This window comes from Oceanobacillus sp. CFH 90083 (genome assembly GCF_009389585.1).
Classification (GTDB): Bacteria; Bacillota; Bacilli; order Bacillales; family Amphibacillaceae; genus Oceanobacillus.
Genome location: NZ_VIYG01000018.1, coordinates 25,415 through 44,854, shown reverse-complemented (window position 1 = coordinate 44,854; position 19,440 = coordinate 25,415). Strand labels below are relative to the sequence as shown.

Annotated in this window: 21 protein-coding genes and 3 pseudogenes; 13 read left to right on the top strand and 11 right to left on the bottom strand. The window is 39.8% G+C overall.

The window, feature by feature from the left end; genetic code table 11:
- Positions 1–50 precede the first annotated feature (50 nt).
- A complete protein-coding gene (gene sigJ / locus FLK20_RS19190; protein WP_152658218.1) occupies positions 51–935 on the top strand; it encodes an RNA polymerase sigma factor SigJ in 885 nt (294 codons plus the stop codon).
- A 9-nt stretch (positions 936–944) separates the two neighbouring features.
- Here the strand turns inward: sigJ and FLK20_RS19185 are convergent, their stop codons facing one another.
- Both FLK20_RS19185 and FLK20_RS22330 read right to left on the bottom strand, forming a co-directional pair.
- On the bottom strand, positions 945–1,367 hold the full coding sequence (locus tag FLK20_RS19185) for a hypothetical protein (protein ID WP_227995165.1): 423 nt from the start codon (positions 1,365–1,367) through the stop codon (positions 945–947).
- Positions 1,368–1,391: 24 nt separating this feature from the next.
- Positions 1,392–1,610, bottom strand: a pseudogene (locus FLK20_RS22330) (TetR/AcrR family transcriptional regulator); the annotation flags it as partial.
- A 28-nt stretch (positions 1,611–1,638) separates the two neighbouring features.
- Here FLK20_RS22330 and FLK20_RS19180 point away from each other — a divergent pair.
- The 4 genes and pseudogenes from FLK20_RS19180 to FLK20_RS19165 form a co-directional block, all read left to right on the top strand.
- Positions 1,639–2,541, top strand: a complete 903-nt coding sequence (locus tag FLK20_RS19180; RefSeq protein ID WP_152658205.1) for a GNAT family N-acetyltransferase — start codon at positions 1,639–1,641, stop codon at positions 2,539–2,541.
- A 98-nt stretch (positions 2,542–2,639) separates the two neighbouring features.
- A complete protein-coding gene (locus FLK20_RS19175; protein ID WP_152658204.1) occupies positions 2,640–2,897 on the top strand; it encodes an NAD(P)H-binding protein in 258 nt (85 codons plus the stop codon).
- A 183-nt stretch (positions 2,898–3,080) separates the two neighbouring features.
- Positions 3,081–3,923: an NmrA/HSCARG family protein gene (locus FLK20_RS19170; protein WP_152658203.1), complete on the top strand. Its 843-nt coding sequence runs from the start codon at positions 3,081–3,083 to the stop codon at positions 3,921–3,923.
- Positions 3,924–3,984: 61 nt separating this feature from the next.
- A pseudogene (locus FLK20_RS19165) lies at positions 3,985–4,160 on the top strand (transposase); the annotation flags it as partial.
- Positions 4,161–4,326: 166 nt separating this feature from the next.
- On the opposite strand, the gene FLK20_RS22005 reads toward FLK20_RS19165, so the two are convergent.
- The 3 genes from FLK20_RS22005 to FLK20_RS19155 form a co-directional block, all read right to left on the bottom strand.
- The gene (locus FLK20_RS22005; protein WP_227995164.1) at positions 4,327–4,467 is read right to left on the bottom strand and encodes a MerR family transcriptional regulator; all 141 of its coding nucleotides are present in this window, start codon (positions 4,465–4,467) and stop codon (positions 4,327–4,329) included.
- A 4-nt stretch (positions 4,468–4,471) separates the two neighbouring features.
- Positions 4,472–4,657 carry a MerR family DNA-binding transcriptional regulator gene (locus FLK20_RS22000; RefSeq protein WP_227995163.1) on the bottom strand — a complete coding sequence of 62 codons (186 nt, stop codon included), beginning with the start codon at positions 4,655–4,657 and terminating at the stop codon, positions 4,472–4,474.
- A 354-nt stretch (positions 4,658–5,011) separates the two neighbouring features.
- On the bottom strand, positions 5,012–5,626 hold the full coding sequence (locus FLK20_RS19155; RefSeq protein WP_152658202.1) for a TetR family transcriptional regulator: 615 nt from the start codon (positions 5,624–5,626) through the stop codon (positions 5,012–5,014).
- 134 nt (positions 5,627–5,760) lie between these two features.
- Here FLK20_RS19155 and FLK20_RS19150 point away from each other — a divergent pair, with 134 nt between their 5' ends.
- The 6 genes and pseudogenes from FLK20_RS19150 (at position 5,761) to FLK20_RS19125 (ending at position 11,514) form a co-directional block, all read left to right on the top strand.
- Positions 5,761–6,264 (top strand): hypothetical protein, encoded by a 504-nt coding sequence (locus FLK20_RS19150; protein WP_152658201.1) that lies wholly within the window; start codon positions 5,761–5,763, stop codon positions 6,262–6,264.
- 503 nt (positions 6,265–6,767) lie between these two features.
- Positions 6,768–7,019: pseudogene (locus FLK20_RS19145) on the top strand (NADPH-dependent FMN reductase); the annotation flags it as partial.
- 137 nt (positions 7,020–7,156) lie between these two features.
- Complete coding sequence (locus FLK20_RS19140; RefSeq protein ID WP_152658200.1) at positions 7,157–8,674, top strand: MFS transporter; 1,518 nt, start codon at positions 7,157–7,159, stop codon at positions 8,672–8,674.
- Positions 8,675–8,764: 90 nt separating this feature from the next.
- On the top strand, positions 8,765–9,190 hold the full coding sequence (locus FLK20_RS19135) for a hypothetical protein (RefSeq protein ID WP_152658199.1): 426 nt from the start codon (positions 8,765–8,767) through the stop codon (positions 9,188–9,190).
- 461 nt (positions 9,191–9,651) lie between these two features.
- A complete protein-coding gene (locus FLK20_RS19130; RefSeq protein ID WP_152658198.1) occupies positions 9,652–11,169 on the top strand; it encodes a plasmid pRiA4b ORF-3 family protein in 1,518 nt (505 codons plus the stop codon).
- 138 nt (positions 11,170–11,307) lie between these two features.
- Positions 11,308–11,514: a hypothetical protein gene (locus FLK20_RS19125; protein ID WP_152658197.1), complete on the top strand. Its 207-nt coding sequence runs from the start codon at positions 11,308–11,310 to the stop codon at positions 11,512–11,514.
- Between the two features lie 161 nt (positions 11,515–11,675).
- On the opposite strand, the gene FLK20_RS19120 is transcribed toward FLK20_RS19125, so the two are convergent.
- From FLK20_RS19120 to FLK20_RS19095, 6 genes are all read right to left on the bottom strand, one after another.
- Positions 11,676–12,635 carry a bile acid:sodium symporter family protein gene (locus tag FLK20_RS19120; RefSeq protein ID WP_152658196.1) on the bottom strand — a complete coding sequence of 320 codons (960 nt, stop codon included), beginning with the start codon at positions 12,633–12,635 and terminating at the stop codon, positions 11,676–11,678.
- A complete protein-coding gene (locus FLK20_RS19115; protein WP_152658195.1) occupies positions 12,632–14,017 on the bottom strand; it encodes an FAD-binding oxidoreductase in 1,386 nt (461 codons plus the stop codon). The genes FLK20_RS19120 and FLK20_RS19115 overlap by 4 nt, the downstream gene beginning before the upstream one ends.
- Positions 14,018–14,329: 312 nt before the next feature.
- Positions 14,330–14,974, bottom strand: a complete 645-nt coding sequence (locus tag FLK20_RS19110; RefSeq protein WP_152658194.1) for an ABC transporter permease — start codon at positions 14,972–14,974, stop codon at positions 14,330–14,332.
- A complete protein-coding gene (locus tag FLK20_RS19105; protein ID WP_152658193.1) occupies positions 14,974–15,882 on the bottom strand; it encodes a glycine betaine ABC transporter substrate-binding protein in 909 nt (302 codons plus the stop codon). The genes FLK20_RS19110 and FLK20_RS19105 overlap by 1 nt, the downstream gene beginning before the upstream one ends.
- Before the next feature lie 16 nt (positions 15,883–15,898).
- Entirely contained in the window at positions 15,899–16,546 is a 648-nt protein-coding gene (locus tag FLK20_RS19100; protein ID WP_152658192.1) for an ABC transporter permease, read from the bottom strand.
- 18 nt (positions 16,547–16,564) lie between these two features.
- On the bottom strand, positions 16,565–17,713 hold the full coding sequence (locus FLK20_RS19095) for a betaine/proline/choline family ABC transporter ATP-binding protein (protein ID WP_152658191.1): 1,149 nt from the start codon (positions 17,711–17,713) through the stop codon (positions 16,565–16,567).
- Between the two features lie 258 nt (positions 17,714–17,971).
- Here FLK20_RS19095 and FLK20_RS19090 point away from each other — a divergent pair, with 258 nt between their 5' ends.
- Both FLK20_RS19090 and FLK20_RS19085 read left to right on the top strand, forming a co-directional pair.
- Positions 17,972–18,550 carry a GbsR/MarR family transcriptional regulator gene (locus FLK20_RS19090; protein WP_152658190.1) on the top strand — a complete coding sequence of 193 codons (579 nt, stop codon included), beginning with the start codon at positions 17,972–17,974 and terminating at the stop codon, positions 18,548–18,550.
- A 1-nt stretch (position 18,551) separates the two neighbouring features.
- Positions 18,552–19,436, top strand: coding sequence for a beta-keto acid cleavage family enzyme (locus FLK20_RS19085; protein ID WP_152658189.1), 885 nt, complete (start codon positions 18,552–18,554; stop codon positions 19,434–19,436).
- Positions 19,437–19,440: the final 4 nt, after the last annotated feature.

Here is a 19,440-nt window from a genome sequence, read left to right as displayed (position 1 = left end):
CAAATAAACCAAGATTATATTATTACCATCAAGAAAGGGAGAGGCAGCGAATGGAGGAACTATACGAACAATACAAAGTACTGTTGTTCAGACTTGCTTATCAGCTGACAGGATCAGTAGAAGATGCGGAGGATGCGGTGCAGGATGTATTTTTAAAGGCAAACGATATACATCTCGAATGTTTGGAGAATCCGAAAGCATATTTGTGCAAAATGGTAACCAATCGCTGCCTTGATCTGCAGAAATCGGTATGGAAGCAAAAGGAAGTGTATGTTGGTTCGTGGCTTCCCGAACCTATTTGGACAAAGGAGGATACGCTTGAGACAACTGTCGTCCGCCACGATTTGCTGTCGTATGCCATACTTGTACTGTTGGAGAGGTTGACACAGACAGAGCGTGTAGTTTTTGTCCTGCGTGAGGCACTTGGCTTCCATTATCCTGAAATTGCTGAACTGCTCGGCAAGCAAGAGGCGAATTGCCGCAAGCTGATGAGCCGGGCAAGAAATAAGATGGGAATATCCGAGGAAGAGAAAGTCGCAGCCGAAGCAGTCGAATTGGAATGGATCAGCCAGTTTCTCGCATCGCTTGAGCAAGGTAACGTTGATTATATGCTGTCTCTGCTGACCGAAGATGTCATGCTCATCGCCGACGGAGGCGGAAAAGCAATCGCGATCAAGCGTCCTGTACAAACGCGTGATCAGGTCGCTCGATTACTAGCCGGCGTGTTTGGAAAGATCAATTCTTTTTATCAGGGTAATTTATACTTCGAGGCTGCGCCATTGAACGGTGAGACTGGTATAGTGCTCCGTTCAGGGAACGAAACAGTAGCGGCTGTATTTATACAACTTCGACGCGGAAAGATTGCCAGAATCCACATCGTACGAAACCCGGATAAGCTTACCCAGGTAGGAAGTGGACGAAAGATTGTTCTATAAGGGAATAATTTACCCTTTAAAGTTGCCCTCATCTGTTGGCTCGCTTCCGAATACACCATACATAAATAAATGATTTAATTCTTTTCGAAGTTCAACGTCCAAATTTTCTCTTTCCCGGGATTTACTCATGATTGTAGCAAGGGAATTCATATAGACTGAAATAGCTTTGGCCGAAATCCCTTGTGTAATATACCCCTCGTCTTTTCCTTGATTAATTAACTTTTCAAACATCGGAAATGCTTTTTTTTCAGATAACTCCTCCATATACTTTTTAAAGTCAGGGTCTTCAAACATGAAATTTTTCAATCCCTCACTATTTAGCATTTCCTGATTTTTATCCGACATTAATACTACTTTGTTAAGTTTATCTTTAAAAGGCATTTTTTCATTATCAATGAGACGCTGAAACTCATCGAATACTTCTTCTGACATTTGATAAAAAACTTGTTTCGCTAACTCTTCTTTGCTCCCAAAAAAATTATATATTGATGCCGGGAATACCCCGGCTCTTTCTGATATTTCCCGTACACTAATGAGCGGATGGGCGCCATTAGGCACAGTTATCTTGGAATTAATTTTATTAAATGGTATCGGTTTATTTATAATGTATAGAAAACGAAAAAATAAATTAGTAGAATAAGGATACAGGATATTTGAAAACGAGGTAAAAACCATTCAAGAAAAAAAGGAGAGAGGACGAACGGTGATTTCTATTAAATCATTAGAAGAATGTACATTAGCGGAAGCAGCCGAGGCCGGGAACAAAGGATTTGAAGATTACTATGTAAGTATAAAAATGACACCGGAGCGCCTTATTCATATGCTCTCTTCTGGTAACATGTCACCGGAATTTTCTTTTGTGGCATTTGTTGAAGGTAAGCCGGCGGGAATGATGCTGAATGGAATTCAGACGATAAACGAGGTGAAAACTGCCTGGAATGGCGCAACTGCGGTTAACCCTGCATTTCGTGGTATCTCTGTAGGAAATGAATTAATGAAAGCTGCTATGCAGCTGCTTGAAAAGGAAAAGGTACATGTTGCAACGCTTGAATGTTTCCGTGTGAATAAGAAGGCCATAAAAATGTATGAAAAGTTTGGTTATGAAGTTCAAGAAGAACTTATGTTTCTCCAGCATACTGAATCATTGGCGGCCTTGCTTCCGCTGCATTCGGATATCTATAAAAAATATGAAATCAGCCACTGCACACCACAGGATGTAAGCCGATTGACATTTTATCAGCATTCGGTACCCTGGAAAACACAATGGGCAAACATTCGGAATGGAGAAGCTCTGATTGTGCAAGATGATACAGGCTTACCTGCCGGATATGCTCTATATGAACGTGTTTTTGATCATAACGGCAATTTGCGTACAATCATGTTATACCAATGTGTATGTGTTGGAGAACATCAGGAAGAAGTTATTAAATTGATGCTCAATCGCCTATACAGCCCCCTGGATCAAGACTGTAAGCGAATGACATTCAATATGCCATCATCCAACAAAACGGTCAAAAAGCTATTGATGGAAGCTAACTTTCATCATGCTGAAACTTCTGAGGGTGTACCTCTGTCTCAGTATTACATGACGAAGGAGCTGTATTAAGAGTGGCTATCCCTAAGGGTAGCCTCTTTTTCGTCGATATCCTCTTTGTTATCTGGGGTTAAATGCTGATGTTTCCATTTTAATTGTGATTTTAATAGGTGTTTGGTCAGCCAATAAGGTATGGATTCCACACTCTGAAAAGCACCGGCCATAGTTTGGCAGATTCAAGGTCTGCAGAACAATTTATCTTATCCAGTTCAATAGATTGGACGATTGTTCGTCCAACAGCGTTAAATGACAACTCTGAAACAAATAAGGTACACATTGCGAGAAATAAGGATTATTTTCAGTCTGGTCCAGATGAAATTTCCAGTGAGATTGTGGTCATCTTAGAAAATCTAAGACCAATTATGTAGTGAAATATCAGACCGTCTTACGAAGGTATTAGACATCATTATCTGTACAATAAAGCACTAATACAGAACAGGTAGTGTAAGGTTGTCAAAACAGAACATAATCGTATCATGAAGGTGATTTATGAAGATTTTTCTCAATCACTAAACAACCTATATTACAGTTCAATCGAGGGAGGTTTCTTTATGACAAATCGTACTATTTTAGTATTTGGCGCAACAGGGTCTCAGGGAGGTGCTGTTGCAGAGAGGTTACTAACTGATGGTTGGTCCATACGCGCTATTACGAGAGATCCGGATAAATCAGCTGCCCAGGATTTGAAAAGAAAAGGTGCCACAGTCGTTCAAGCAGATATGGAAAATCGCTCATCTATCCTGAAGGCGATGAAAGGAGTGTACGGTGTATTTAGTGTGCAGCCTTTATATTTAGATGACCCTCAAAAAGAGGTGCAGCACGGGAAAATAGTGGCTGATGCTGCAAAACAATTCGGTGTTTCACACTTTGTTTACAGCTCTGTAGGTGGTGCCGAGAGAGATAGTGGCATCCCTCATTTTGAAACAAAATGGCAAATTGAGAACTATGTGCGTTCTATAGACTTACCTTTTACAGTGTTGCGTCCAGTTATGTTTATGGAAGGGTTTATGAATTTTGTCCAACTACAAGATCAAAAATTAATGATACCGGCATTTATAACCCCGAAAATAAAAGTACAGATGATCTCCGTACAAGATATTGGTGCCTTCGCAGCTATGGCTTTTAACCAACCGGAAGAATATAAAGGGATGGCTATTGAAATTGCCGGAGATGAGCGAACACTTTCCGAAGTGGCAAAAGTATTTTCTCATGCATTTGCTGTCCCATGTGAAATTTTAGAGTCTGCGAGAGAACAATTCCAGGGTGAAAGAATGTTTGAATGGTTTGAGACGGATGGTTATCAGGCTGATATACCTGCACTACGAAAAATTCATCCTAAATTACTTGATTTACCTGCATGGATAAAAAAATCAGGTTGGAATCCAGTTGTTTAAAGTACTTTTGCTGAGTTACGTTTTCTCTTTAAAAAATATGTAAAGAAGCATTTGAGAAAGAATTAGGGAGCTATGTGAAAAAAAGAGGTTACTATTCATGAAGTAAATGCATGTCCAGATCATATACAAATGCTCGTAAGTATACCACCAAAGCTAAGTGTAGCTCAATATATGGGGTATTTAAAAGAGAAAATCAGTCTGATGATTTTTGATCGTTAGGCCAATCTAAAATATAAATAAGGTAATCGAAAGTTTTCGTGTCAAGAGTACTATGTAGATACAGTGGGCCTTTTAGGCCGAGCCAGGTAACTTAGACTTTTAGCCGCAGAGTAAACCACCAGTTCACACTGGTGGTTTAGATTTGAATTTTTCACTCCATATTCAGACTCTCTAACCAATCCTGTTATTCTTTATCTTTTGTGTCTGGTATGGTATCAGCCAATTTACGAAAGGCCTCGTTTAAAGTAACCATACGTTTTTCTACCTTTTTAATCGCTGCATCCAATGTAAATCCTTCGTCAATCATCTCTTGAATGAGAAGCATTTTTTCAATTATATCTACGTGTCGAACCTTCCGTATTGTTTTCAGATTGTATGGCTCCTTTTTCCTCCCAATATCGAATTTTACGTGTTGGAATGCCGATGATTTCAGATACTTCACCGATTCCAACCACTAACTTTTTCAATAAATCAAAGTCCAATAGGGCATTCAACTTCTGTGTATCTTCGTTCATTTTTATTTCTCCTAACTATACTTAATTGTTGTATGGAAATCATAGTAGCACTACATGTTGTTTGCAAAAAACAGCAATCTTTTTTTAAAGATAAGAAAGCGTTCCTGTAATAAAGCAAAATGAGGATTGAACAAAAAATGCCCCCTTGGTATGATACGAACTATGAAATCTTTACAGTAGATATGTTAGAGGAAGACGAAGTCAGCTGGGAAAGAGCCTATACAGTAGGTATCGTGAAATAGAGATTCATATTGCAATTCGACAAGATGAGTAAACAGCCAACAGAAACATGGGTTGGCTGTTTTGGTTTGTGAATGTTCGCACTTACGATAAGAGGTCGACTTAATCTGGCAACTAGTTGCCAGATTTTGCTTTAAATCCAGCGATCATGACCTCCATCCCAAATTGAAATTCTTCAGCCATATTTGGAATGGTAAGGTGGAGAGGAGGAGAACCTTCAGATATTGAAGCTTGCTGATTCTTTTTCTTAATTTCAGCAAAGCGGTACTCCTCTAGAATAAATGAAATCAGATAGGTATTGAAGAACCATAAAGCAGAGAAAGCATCCTGGTGACTCATTCCTATCTTTTTAAAAATATCATGGATCTTTTGAATGAATTGTATACGATATGGAGTAGTAGGTGCGGTTTCAGCCAGAACTACAGCCGAATCTGGTATTGATAAGAGGGTGTTCCGCCACTCGTGTCCAAGCTGCATGAGTTGTTCTTCCCAGGCTAACTCTTCTTTTGGAAATTGAACCTTTTTACATATTTCATCAGCAATTAATTCTAATAGCTCATTTTTATTTTTGAAATGCCAATAAAGGGAGGCGCTCTTAATCCCTAATTTCTGGGCGATTTTTCTGATCGTAATGTTTTTATAGCCTTCTGCTTGAAGTATCTCCAAAGCAGCTTGCATGATTTGGGTTTTATCCAGCATTTTATGATGAGAACTGTTATTGTTCGACATATTGCTCCTCCTTCGTTAGTAGCACAAATTTAAATTGTCTCTTGACAGTATAACATCATTCAGGTAATCTATCAATGATAGATAAACTATCGTCGATAGGTTTAAGGTATGTTCAATTTAAGGAGGAGAAGAAAATGAAACAGAAAGTAATTCATGTAATGGTCATTGGTTTAATTTCAATCCTTGGTTTGGAACTAGGTGGAGCGATTTATGAGGGAGTTGTCGTTGCGTCACAATGGAGTGCAAACCCACCAGAGTCTTTTGCTATTCTTCAAGAACCATATGCGCTGCCAGTTGAACATTTTTGGATACCACTTCACATGATTGTTCAGATACTCATTGTTGGATTGTTAATTTTATGTTGGCCATATAAAAAAGTAAGAAATCTAGTCTTACTTATTGTTGGGCTTTATTTATTACTGCGGGTTCCAACTTTCCTTTATTTTATTCCGGAACTACATGTATTTTCGACCACTGAACCAGCAGCTCCTTTTTCAAAAGAATTAAAAGAACGTGCCGACTTGTGGGTGAACCTAAGTATAATCAGAACAATGATTATTGGTTGTGTATATGCACTTAGCTGGTTGATTCTTAGTCGTTTTAAACAGCAAAAAATCGAGCTTCAGTCAGTAGAATGAAATGCATAGTAATCATTCATAATTTTGTAAAGAATAAAATTTAGATGTGAAGATATTAGCATGTATTCAGCATACTATCCTCTAAAGAGGGGTGTTCTTCAGCAACTTAGTTCTAAAATAGGGTCTTACTTTCTCTGCGTTGTTAGTAAAGGCTTGAAATTCGAAAAGGAAATGCTCTATTTTTAAAAAATGTATTAACATTCTGCAAGTCTTTGCATTGTTAACAAGAGCAATGATGAAATGGGATTCAATTAATAAAAGGTTAAGAATTTGAGAAGACTTTGTTTATAAATGACCTCTAGTATGTTTATGAAAGCAATTTACTAAACGTACTGGAGGTTATTTCTTATGGATGAAAAAGGTATCTACAGTTTAGGGGCATTCACTTATTTGCTTGTCTTCTTGGCAGGCGCAATTGGATTCGAAACTGTTGTTTTATATCCGAATATTTTTTAAGATCCTCCTAACTCATTGGAAACTGCAATGGGATGAGCATCTTTCACGGGGAATGGAACAATAAAGCAGCAGGTATTGTAAGCTATGGTTCAACAGGTGGAACTCGTGCGGCGGAACATTTACGTGGTATCTTAGGCGAATTACAAATTGCAGATGTGCGGGATCACCCGGCATTCTCTATATTTACGGATTTTGAAAACTTCAGCATATTTCAGCCAGCCGAATTACACTTTGGGGTTGTCCAATCCATGTTAGATCAAACGGTTGCCTGGAGCAGTGCATTAAAAGCTTTACGATAAAACGGTTTGCCCGTAACTTTCAGCATATTTACCCTGCCCGGGAATCTTCCTCCTTCCAGCCATTAGTGCTGTAGATTGAAATAGACGATGTAATTTCGGGAACAGAGAAGAAAACAAGATAAGGAAGGTGACAGAAGATGGACAACATAGATAAAAATACTGAAGAAGCTCCTAAAGCAACATGGCGAGAATGGATGGGGTTAGGAGCTTTATCTTTGGCAGCCTTCATGCTCTCATCAGATATGACTATTTTATTTCTTGCCATGCCTTCGATTGCAGCTGACTTAGCACCGAGTGCTACACAAATGCTTTGGATTATTCATATTGGTGAATTGCTGGCTGTAGGATTTGTGCTGACGATGGGGCGGCTTGGAGATAAAGTTGGAAGAAGGCGCCTGCTTCTCATTGGTGTAACGGTATATGGGCTGGGCTCTCTTATTGCGGCATTTTCAACTGCTGCCTGGATGTTAATTGTTGTGCGTGCATTTCTTGGTATAGCAGCTGCCACAGTGGTCCCATCGACGATGTCATTATTACGGAATATGTTTTTTAATTCGAAGCAATTTTCAGTAGCCATTGCTATTAATCTCAGTGCACTTTCTGCAGGTATGGCCCTAGGTCCACCAATCGGTGGTTTACTTTTGGATCATTTTTGGTGGGGAGCTGTATTTCTCATCAATGTTCCGATTGCCATCGGGCTGTTGGCAACATCGCCGCTGTTATCTGAATATCGAAACAAGGATGGCAAACGTTTAGATATGATCAGCGTCTTGCTGTCCTCTCTGGGATTAGTGACATTGATTTTCGGTTTACAAGAAATAGCTAACACTGGCTTTAACATGTTGTATGGAGGATCGGTCGTGATCGGTATAGCAGCCGGAATTCTATTTGTTCGCAGACAGATGAATTCGGAAGCTCCATTACTGGATATGCGCATGTTTCGAGTCACTACTTTTAAGGTTTCATTGATTACTTTGATGCTTATATTGCTTGCTACTGGTGGCGGTGAAATGTTTTTTGCACAATATTTGCAAGCTGTAGCGGGACTCTCTCCATCTGAGGCAGGTCTTTTATTGATCACACCTGCACTCCTGTCGATGGCAGGCACTTTAATATCTCCGGTGCTTACACGGTGGATGCGTCCGGCCTATGCTATGGTTTTGAGCCTTCTTATTGCTGTAAGTGGTGCACTGCTTATTACATTAACTGCTCATGATGCTGGGATACTGATTTTAATTATCGGCGCATCCCTTCTTGCGTTTGGGAGAGGACCGACAATGACCATTGCTAGTGAGCAAATCATTTACAGTGTTCCGCAAGAGCGTGCCGGTTCCGCTTCAGCAATGACTGATGTCAGCAGTGGACTTAGTTATGCGCTGAGCATTGCATTTATTGGAAGTTTTGGGATGATTGTTTACCGCGGAGCATTGGCGAGTTCTCTTCCCTATGGAGTCTCTTCTGAAGTAGAATACAAAGCTATGGAAAGCGTTGGTGCAGCCGTTGCAGCTGCAGAAGAGTTCCTGGAAATGCTTCAAGCCGTTCAATCTTCTTTTACTGTAGCGTTCCAATCAATATACGGGGTAGCTACAATCGGTTTGTTGATTTTAGTAATGATTATTGTATGGAAGCTCAGGCATGTAAAAAAAGAGGATTAGATATGGATATAAGATAATATGGTTTTGTCGCTTTGGATATCATTCTCGGTGTCTATTTATCTTTTTTGATTGTTTTCGTGATTTTATTCGTTGATCAGTATGATATATTGTATTTCTTCATTGCGCCGCACGTATAATGGTTTTATGAATCTGTATGCATATCTGGCACCATTAGCTGTCCGGTCGATGAACGATAATGAAATTGCATTGGATTTGGCAGGTTTTAAAGCAACTTATGTGCAAACAAGTCCATATGTCTATAAGTTCAAAAGCGGGGATGATGTCTTTATACCAAGTAATGTGATGTACTTCCACGTGAATGATGAAGGGGCAGAGCAAATTTCAACTGCTTATGCGGATTATTTGCCGATGGATAAAAGTAGCCCTTTTCTTCTTATCAGCTTAGGACTGTTTATTTGGTTCATGGTATATTTTCTGATTGCTCCATTTGTGTTAATGGTGCTGGCACTACTGCGAAGGCGAAGAAAGCAAAAAACAATGGCATTGGGGTCTTGACATTATCAGGAACAGCACTTGCTGTTAATATCGTGCTGCTGATTGTACGAATGCTATCAAATCCAGTGCGCACGTATTCGGAGCTGCTTCCTCATTTTATTGGAAACTATTGTTTCACTATTATCAGTTTTATTTCTATTATTATGGTTATGATAATCTGGAAAAAAATCTACTGTCGAAATGGCAGCGGGCCGGATATATCTTGACTTGTATCAGCAGCATCCTTTTTATTGCCTGGTTGACCGTTTGGCAGATGTATTCCTGATGTATTGCCGGAAATAAGAGAAGAAGCTGTTTTTTCCAGCGGATTCTCTTATTTTTATTTGTGATTTGTATTCATTCTGTCAACTTGTGCAGTTTTTCTATCTTTCACGAGAAATAGTTGCATTTTGCCTGAAGAAAGTCTATCTTGAACATAAGCATCAGTTTAGGAAACTGGCAAACGAAAAGGATGTGTTTTCTTGGTTTTACAATTAAAAATTAGTATAAAAGATGTTGATTATCCCAAATGGCGGACATTAATCGTATCTGATGAAACAACTTTTGAAGCATTGCATCTTTATTTACAAACTGCCTTCGCATGGTCGGACTCACATTTACACCTTTTTTCACAAAACGGGGTTTCTATTGTTCCGGAAGCAGGAAATTTATTGGACAATCCAAAAGCGATTAACGAGAAACAAGCTGTTTTATCTGATTTCTTAAAAAATCCCGGCGACCAGGTGACTTATATATATGATTTGGGTGATGATTGGCAACATGAAATTATTTTGGAGCAAAAAGCAGATTTGCCGATGGATGTGCCTTTACCATTTTGCTTGGAGGCAGAAGGAGATATGCCTCTGGAACAAGAAAGTGCGGATGAGTACATTGCAGATTTGATGACAAATGATGAGCTGGTAATGTATATCAATGAGCAGTTAGGTGTTTTTTATGCAGATTCCTTTTTTGCCAGGGAAGAGGAAACAGAGCCAAATGAAGCGGAATGGAATGAATTATATGATGTCGCAGATCAATTGAAAAAGAGAAAGCCATGGCTGGAGCTTTATGATGATCAATTAATTGCAGTCTGGTCGGATGAACTAAATGACTATGCCTATTGTTCGGTCATGGGCAGTGCGGGAGAAAGTTATGGTGTGACCTGTTTTCTAGGCTCGAAAGGTTTATTATCTTTTTTTGATATTTTAGAGTCAGATCCATATGAAGAGAACCCCACCTTACTTTTTAACCAATACTCTGTTACAGTCGATTTTAACAATCGGGAGGATTTGGATGAAGAAGAATATGAATTAATTAAACGTTTGGGCAGGAAATATCGGGGGAAATATCAATGGCCTTCTTTTGTCAGCATGATTCCAGATCAATTGCCGTGGATGATTAATCAAGAAGAATGTCTTCTTTTAACGGATATTTTATTAAAATTGAATGCTTTTCTTTCTGATACGGAAAATCTGTCTGAAAAAGTTCCAAGCTTCGGAAATCATCTGCTTGCTGTCCGTGAAAATGGTGAGTCAGTGCTTTTATCAACAGATGAACTGATTCAGGAAGCTTTGCAAGACCCTGTTTTAGAGCTGGAACTATCCGAAATAGAATGGAAGCGTATGAAGAAAAAAATACCTGCTGTCAATGGGAAGGAAGTAGAACTGGCATTTATCCAAACGGGTGAGCCGGTTCAGAAAACACCTGATTCCAGGCCATTTATCCCATATATTCTAGTTCTGATTGAATGTGGAACAGGTGCTGTATTACATTATGATTTAGCGGAATCCGTATATTATGCAGAAGGTGTCCAAGAGGCAGTCTATCGGCTTTTTGATAAAATAGAGGTCTTGCCGGCAGCTGTTTATATGTTTGATGATTCCTTTGCAGTAAATGCGGAGCCGCTTTTCGAAAAACTATCTATTCCTTTAGTGAAAACAGAGGAATTAGAGGGTGTTGAACAATTTATTGAGATGATGGGAGAGGATGGTCCGTTTTAGGGAACAAATAGTTATTATTATTATGAAATAGTAATATAGTGGACTAGCGTTGTAGGCCAACACCGTTTTTTATGAGGAGAGTTAGGAGCAGCTAATTTTGATGGATTAGGGGAGACCCTTGTTATCGGATTCGGTATTATGGGAGCAGCAATTATCATATGTACGATTGCCTGTATCTGGTTTAAAGGAAATAAGAAACCAAGAGCTGCTGATATGACGTTAATTATTTTTGCAGCAGTTACCTTACTTATTACCCATGATGGAACTTTTATTGGAGCTTTCTTTTATTCCATTGCAGGTATAATAGGGCTCGTACGTCAATCCTCAACCGGCTGGATACTTTGAGGTGAGACCGTCTGTCTATATATTTAAAAACTCCCGGCTGAACAAATTCTGGCTGGGAGTTTTTTTGCACTGTAAGAAAGTATACAAAATTTAAGGAATAAAGTATAAGCGCCTAAAAGCTTGGTGACAGCCAAGTTTTCTTTAGTTAATCTTTAATGAAATTACTTTTTCAAATCTACATGGTCTTTATCCTTGCCCGCTGGTTTATTTGCCCAAAAAGTTGCAATAATCGGCCCGGAAATATTATGCCAGATTGCACCCCAGACACTTGGAAGCGCCGCAAGCGGGCTAAAATAAGTGGTTGCCAGGGTAACCCCCAGACCAGAGTTCTGCATTCCCACTTCAATAGAGATTGCTCTCCGGTCATTTTCATCCAGTCCTACTGCAAGAGCTGCCAGATAACCTAATAATAAACCGAAGCTGTTATGCAGCAGTACAGCGACGAATACGATGACACCGGAGCTGGCAACGTTTGCTGCGTTTGCAGCGGTAACTGCCATCAAAATGATTAAAATGGCTGTTACAGAGACCAGCGGCACAACGGTAATGCTTTTTTCAACAGCAGCCGGAAAGAAGCGCTGTACAAAGAAACCAAGAATGATAGGAATAATAATGACTTGGACAATGGACAGGAACATTGCTGCCGGATCAACTGGTAACCATTGACCTGCCAATAAGTAAAGCAGCAAGGGTGTCATAATTGGCGCCAGCATGGTAGAAAAAGACGTCATAGTCACTGATAATGCTACATTTCCCCTTGCTAAATAAACCATGACATTAGAAGCTGTACCGCCTGGAACAGATCCTAATAATACAAGTCCTGCTGCAAGCTCTGGCGGCAGCCGTAATAAGTATGCCAGACCAAATGCAACAAGTGGCATAATGGTATACTGCGCAATAATCCCCATAATGACGGGCAGAGGCTTTGTAACTACTAATTTAAAATCGACAGGCTTTAATGTTAGTCCCATCCCAAACATAACAACTCCGAGCAGAAGCGAAATATAACCTCCAAAAATAACGAAGGTGGAGGGGAAAATAAACGCAATAACGGCTGCTATAATGACTAAAACTGCAAAATATTTACCGGCTAATGCGCTTACTCTCTCTAACGTCTTCATTGATTCTCTCCGTTGTCAATATCGACAATTTTAGTTGGATTCAGTATATTATTTGGATCTAAAGCTTTTTTTATATTTACCATTACATCAAGGGCTGCACCGTGCTCTTCACGCTGATATGGCTTCTTTCCGATACCTACACCATGCTCGCCTGTGCAGGTTCCACCGCGCTCTAATGCATAACGCACCACTTTTTCATTAAATTGCTTTGCTTTTTTAACTTCTTCTTCATTCTCCATATCAATCATAATCAATGAATGGAAATTTCCATCCCCAACATGCCCTAATATCCCTCCAGGAATATGCAGCTTTTTTAATTCTTCGCCGGCATAAATAACGGAATCCGCTAATTCTGAAATAGGAACAGCTACATCGGTAAGCATCATCTTTTTCCCTACATAATCATGAATATATGCGTATGCTAAATTATGCCGGGCATCCCATAAATGATTACGGGCTGCATTATCTGTTTCAGAGGTAAAGGTCTCACAATGATGATCCTGCATGATTTCTTTTGTAAAGGCAAGGTCCTCTTGTAAACCAGATGCATTTCCATGAAATTCTAAGAAAAGGGTCGGTTTTACCGGATAGTCCATCTCACTGAACTTATTGATTTGCTTTACTGAAGCTTCATCGACAAATTCAACCCTGGCAATTGGGATTCCTGCATGCAAAATAGAAGTGACAGCTTCAATCGCATCGGTGAGACTTGGAAAAGTTGCCCGGGCTGCCACAATATGTTCGGGTATTCCATAAACCTGGAGCGTCAGTTCCGTAAAGCAGCCAAGCGTCCCCTCTGAACCAATAAAAAGACCATTTAAATGATAACCGGAGGCGGATTTTGCAGCCAGATTACCGGTATGAATAACGCTGCCATCCGCAAGCACAACTTCCATATCACGGACCTGATCACGCATAACACCATATTTCACCGTAGTAGTACCACTCGCATTGGTCGCCGCCATTCCGCCAAGCGTGGCATTTGCTCCAGGATCTACAGTGAAGAAAAGACCGTACTTCTTTAATTCTTTATTAAGCTGCTCTCTTGTTACTCCCGGCTGAACCCTGACAAGTAGATCTCCTTCTTTTATTTCCAAAATCTGATTCATTAATGAAAAATCAATAGTAATTCCATTGAGATAGGGAATGACGTGTCCTTCTAAGCTTGTGCCAACGCCAAAGGGGGTGACAGGAGTTTGGAATTTCTGCGCTACCTCCATAATATGCGTCACATCTTCTGTTGACTTAGGGAATACAACAACATCAGGCTGGCTTGTCTGATGGTAGGTTTCATCTTTGCTATGTAGCTCTTTTACCGTTTTATTTGTCGAGATTTGATCATCTGCTAATTTGGTACTTAATGCTTGGATGACTTGTTCCATTTTTTTAGCTCCTTTTATTCGTTAAAATGAAAACGCATTTTGAATATAAAGTAAATATAATATTTTATATGTTATATTCATTATAATTGCTTTTCAGATTAATTCAATAATTGGAAAAGAATTTTATATTTTGATAGAATATCTTTATCGTGAGAGGGAAGAATTGAAAAAGCAGTATTTTATCATGACAATTAAAAACAAAAGATACCACTTACTTATTTTACCAAGCAAGTGGTATCTTTTGTTTCTCCCTATCTATTAATAAAATTGCTTATAAGTAAGAGGATGTTCAAAAGGTGTCCTATTTTTTACTTAATTCTTCACCCGATTTAACATTCTTTCAATCTTACCCATAATTAAATCCGCTGCAATTGCCATCAGGGCTGTTGGAACAGCACCTGCTAAAATAATAGCTGTTCCGTCGGTTGCATTTGTCCCGCGTACAATAATGGAACCGAGCCCTCCTGCACCAATGAATGTTCCAATTGCTACAACACCGATTCCGACCACGAGTGCTGTACGGATTCCTGCCATCATCACGCTGATAGCAAGGGGCAATTCTACTTTGATCAGCAACTGGAATCGTGTCATTCCAGAAGCGTAGGCAGCTTCCTTCACCGTCTGATCCACGCCGGTTATTCCCACATAGGTATTTTGAATAATCGGCAGTAGAGAATAGAAAAACACAGTAGTTACCACAGTGGTTGTTCCTAGTCCCATCGCAACCATGGTAATGGCCATAAATCCTAAAACAGGAATGGTTTGAATGATACTGCCAAGTGTCAGTACCCATCCACTTAATCTGCCGTATCTTGCAATTAAAATGCCAATAGGAATGGAAACAATGGAAGCAAAAAGAACACCGTAAGCAGCCATTAAAAAGTGACGATAAAATTCTGTCCAAATATAAAAACCATTTTGAGACACATATGTTACTAATTGTTCCCAGATACCCATTACATGCCCTCCTTATCTTCAAAATAGTTGTTTTCTTCCAGAAAATCGCGGGCAATGGTTGCCGGGCTGACTAATTCCACATCACCTCTGTAGTTCATTTCCTGCATCTCTTCTGTTGATACGGTATCACTCAGCTTTTGCATTACTTCTTCAATTTCCGGATTTTCCTCCAAGATTTCATTTCTGGCCACAGGGGAAGCATCATAAGGAGGGAAGAAGTCATCGTCCAGTACTTTTAATTCATAAGCTGCAATTCTTCCATCTGACGAATAGCCGAGGACAGCATCCATATTGCCGGAAGCAGCAGCTTCATATACGAGGCCAATTGCCATAGGGTAGACATTTCCAAAAGCAAAGTATGTCTCTGTAAAAGCTGCATAGCCATCACCTGAACGGTTTACCCAGGCATTATCCACGCCAAAATTCATATCATCAGCAAAGGGCTTTAGATCATCTACGTGCGAAATCCCATTTTCATTTGCAAATTCCTGCGTAACGGAAATGGTATAACTGTTTTCGAAACCGTATGAGTCGCCCCATGTCTGATTAAATTTTTCGTCAAATTCCCGTTGTACAATTTCCATTGCTTCTTCAGGGTTTGTAACATCTTCATAGTTTAAGACACCTGCGATATCCGTCCCAGTATACCTGGTAGCGGTCATATCTACTTCACCCTGCATCATCGCTTGATGCAGGACCATGGTTGAGCCTAAATTCGTTACTAACTCCGTATCTAACTCAGTATAATGCTCAATCATCTGAGATAGTATATTGCCCCAAATTTCGGATTCTACCGTATCTAAGGTTGCAATTCGAACGGTACTTTCTGATGGTCCGCTGAGACCTGGCAATGCACACCCTGAAAGGAGAAATGCCGAAAGAATAGGAACCAGCAATAATTTTTTCATATATTATCCTTCCTTTTTATACAGTTTTTCTCAAAGCTCTAGGTGTTAATCCTTTTTCAAGGAGTGATAATAATCCACTGGCTACTAAAGCTAAAATCGTTGCCGGAACTGTACCTAGAACAATAAGTTCAGGTTTATACAGATTCAGACCATCGAAAATAAGGTCACCTAAACCGCCGCCACCGATAAATGCAGCCAGTGTAGCCCAGCCAATCAAATAAACTGTTGCGAACCGTATTCCTGACATAATGACAGGTAATGCCAATGGCAGCTCTACTTTTCTAATAATCTCAAAGGTAGTCATCCCCATGCCTTTTCCTGCTTCTTTTAGACTTGTATTTACCTCCATAACGCCGGTATACGTATTTCTAAGTATGGGAAGTACAGAATAAATAAACAAAGCAATAATCGCAGGTATAACGCCTACGCCCAAAAAAGGCATTAAAAAAGCTAAAATAGCTAAACTCGGGACGGTCTGTAATATACCTATGAACGATATAAACCGGTCTGCTGCTTTGCTTGGTATCCGTGTCAGTAAAATTCCCAGCGGGACAGCAACCAGGACGCCTAAAACGATAGCGGCGATAGAGATGTACAAATGCTCTCCCGTTTTATCTAACAAATCCCATCCATATGATGAGAGTGTATCCATCATTGTTTGCATTCTCTGCTGCCTCCTTTATTAATCAATTGCATTGCCATCTGCTGTTTCATCACCCCAAATGGTGTTATATACCATATCTGCAAGCGTTGCTCTTGTTACAATTCCCGCCAGCTTATTATTATCTGATACTACTGGTACATAACTGCTGCCGCGGCGGAGCATACGATACATTGTATCCCGGAGCAGACTATTTTTATCAACGGCATATTTTGCTGTATCCATCACTTCATAGACTTGATTTTTCTTTTTGTAATTTGAATCAATCATTTCGATGTCGACATACCCTTTTAGAATTCCTGATTCATCAACTACCAGCAGAGAGTCGACGCGTTTTGCATGCATTTTTTGGATTGCTTCTTTCAGACTGCTTTCTTCTTCTATCGTAATTGGATTCGGATTCATAATCTGTTCGACACGTGTTACTTCCGGACGGCTTTCCAATAACCGGTCTTTTCCGATAAAGTCTTCTACAAATTCATTTGCTGGATGACGCAGAATATCATCCGGTGTGCCGACTTGAACAATTTCTCCTTTGTTCATAATAACGATCTTATCAGCAAGCTTTATCGCTTCATCCATATCATGCGTTACAAAAACGATTGTTTTATCCATTTCCCTTTGCAGTTTTTTAAACTCTTCCTGTAAACTGTCTCGGGTAATCGGGTCAAGCGCTCCAAAAGGCTCGTCCATTAAAATTAATGGAGGATTTGTGGCTAAGGCTCTCAGTACCCCAATTCTTTGCTGTTGCCCTCCGCTTAGCTCATGAGGATAACGGGTTAAATAATCCTCTGGCAGATCAACTAATGAAATAAGTTCTTTTGCCCGCTCTTTTTGCTTTTCTTTATTCCATTTTAAAAGAGAACCAACAAGAGAAATATTTTCTCCTACTGTCATATGAGGCATTAATCCAATTTGTTGAATAACATAACCAATGGATCGTCGCAGCTGGACAGCATTTTGCTTGAGAACATTTACTCCGTCCACAAGAATTTCTCCGCTGGAAGGTTCAATTAACCGGTTAATCATTTTCATTGTTGTTGTTTTTCCGCAGCCGCTTGGTCCAATAAAAACAACAAATTCTCCCCGTTCTACTTTCAGATTCAGTTTATGAACAGAAGGATAATCGTTCCCTTCGAATTTTTTTGTTACTTCTTTAAACTCTAGCATCCAAAGCACCTCCATTGCTTATTCCGTAAAAACTGAATTTCAGACTTCCTTAGTATAATAAATTATCAGATGAAAATGAAAATCCGAAAATAACGATTTAACACGTAAAATCTGTGCAATTTAAACTTTACAAAGTATACAGAAGGTATTATCTTAGAATTCCTTTGTTTTACGTCTGTTTTCTATACTATTTGTTTTTTTTATTTTTGTTTAATTCATGTTAAAGTGGCATATATACTGGAAAAAGGGGGCTTGACGATGGAATCATTTTCAGACGATCAATTGCTTCAAGAAATTAAATCCTGCGAAGATCTTCTAACAGATCGTATTGCAGATAACATGGAAACATTCGGCGTATCTTCAACGGTCGGCCGTCTGCTCGGGATTATTTATATGAACCGGGAGGCGATGACGTTAGATTCACTGGCTGATGAAACAGGAATGAGTAAAACGAGGATGAGTCAAGTCATGAGACAGATGATTTCACTTAATATTGCTGAGAAAGAATACGTTAAAGGCAGCCGCAAGGATCATTACAATGTGGAACGGGACTATGCACAAACATTTATTTCATTATTTACAAGTAACTGGTCAGAGGTTATAAAACGCAATATGAGTTTAGAACGTCGTCTCAGAGAACAAATTCGTCATTTAGAAACTTATTTGTCTGAAGACGCTTCAGAAGAAGTAAAGGTTCGAATGGAAAGATTACAACAGGAATTAGATGAATGGAATACCTATTATAATTGGATTAATAATCTTGTTGCATTTTTTGAAAGTGGCGAGATTTTTAACCATGTTCCTATTGTCACCCCAAATAAGAAGGAGGAAGCATGAAATGAAGAATAAACGAATCATCACAGCAGCACTCACTGGAGCAGGAGATACGACAGAGAAAAGCAGGCATGTTCCGATTACTCCTAAGGAAATTGCCGAATCCGCTATCGAATCGGCAAAAGCAGGCGCTGCGATTGCACATATTCACGTTCGAGATCCAAAGACTGGTAAGGTCAGTCACGATGTAGAGCTGTTTAAAGAGACTGTAGAACGAATCCGTGAATCCGACACCGATGTAATTATCAATATCACTGCTGGCGGCGGCGGAGATTTTGTCCCTGATCTTGAAAATCCGACTCAAGGAGGGCCTGGAACGGATATTCAGACACCAAGGGAACGGCATGAGCCTGTCGGTAAACTGCTTCCGGAGCTTACGACACTGGATTGTGGCAGCCTGAACTTTGGCAATCAGGTTTATTTGGGACCGGAAGACTGGCTTCGCGAGCATGCCAAGATGATTAAAGAGAGTGGTGTAAAACCGGAAATGGAAGTGTTTGATACTGGCCATATCCGGCTTGCTAACCAATTAATTTCTGAAGGACTGGTGGAAGGCTCACCAATATATCAGTTTTGTCTCGGCATTCCATGGGGAGCTGATGCTGATTCAGAAACAATAGAATATATGAAACGACGCATTGTCGATGGCTCCCACTGGTCAGCATTCGGTATTGGCCGCATGCAGCTGCCGATTGTTGCACAAGCTGCCTTACTTGGCGGGAACGTTCGTGTTGGATTAGAAGACAATCTATATTTAGAAAAAGGTGTACTTGGCACAAATGAACAGCTGGTAGATCAAGCTGTCAATATTTTAAACAGTGTGCAGCTTGAACCGATGACAGCGGCAGAAGCAAGAGAGCATTTAAATCTGAAAAAATTTAATTATTAAGAGG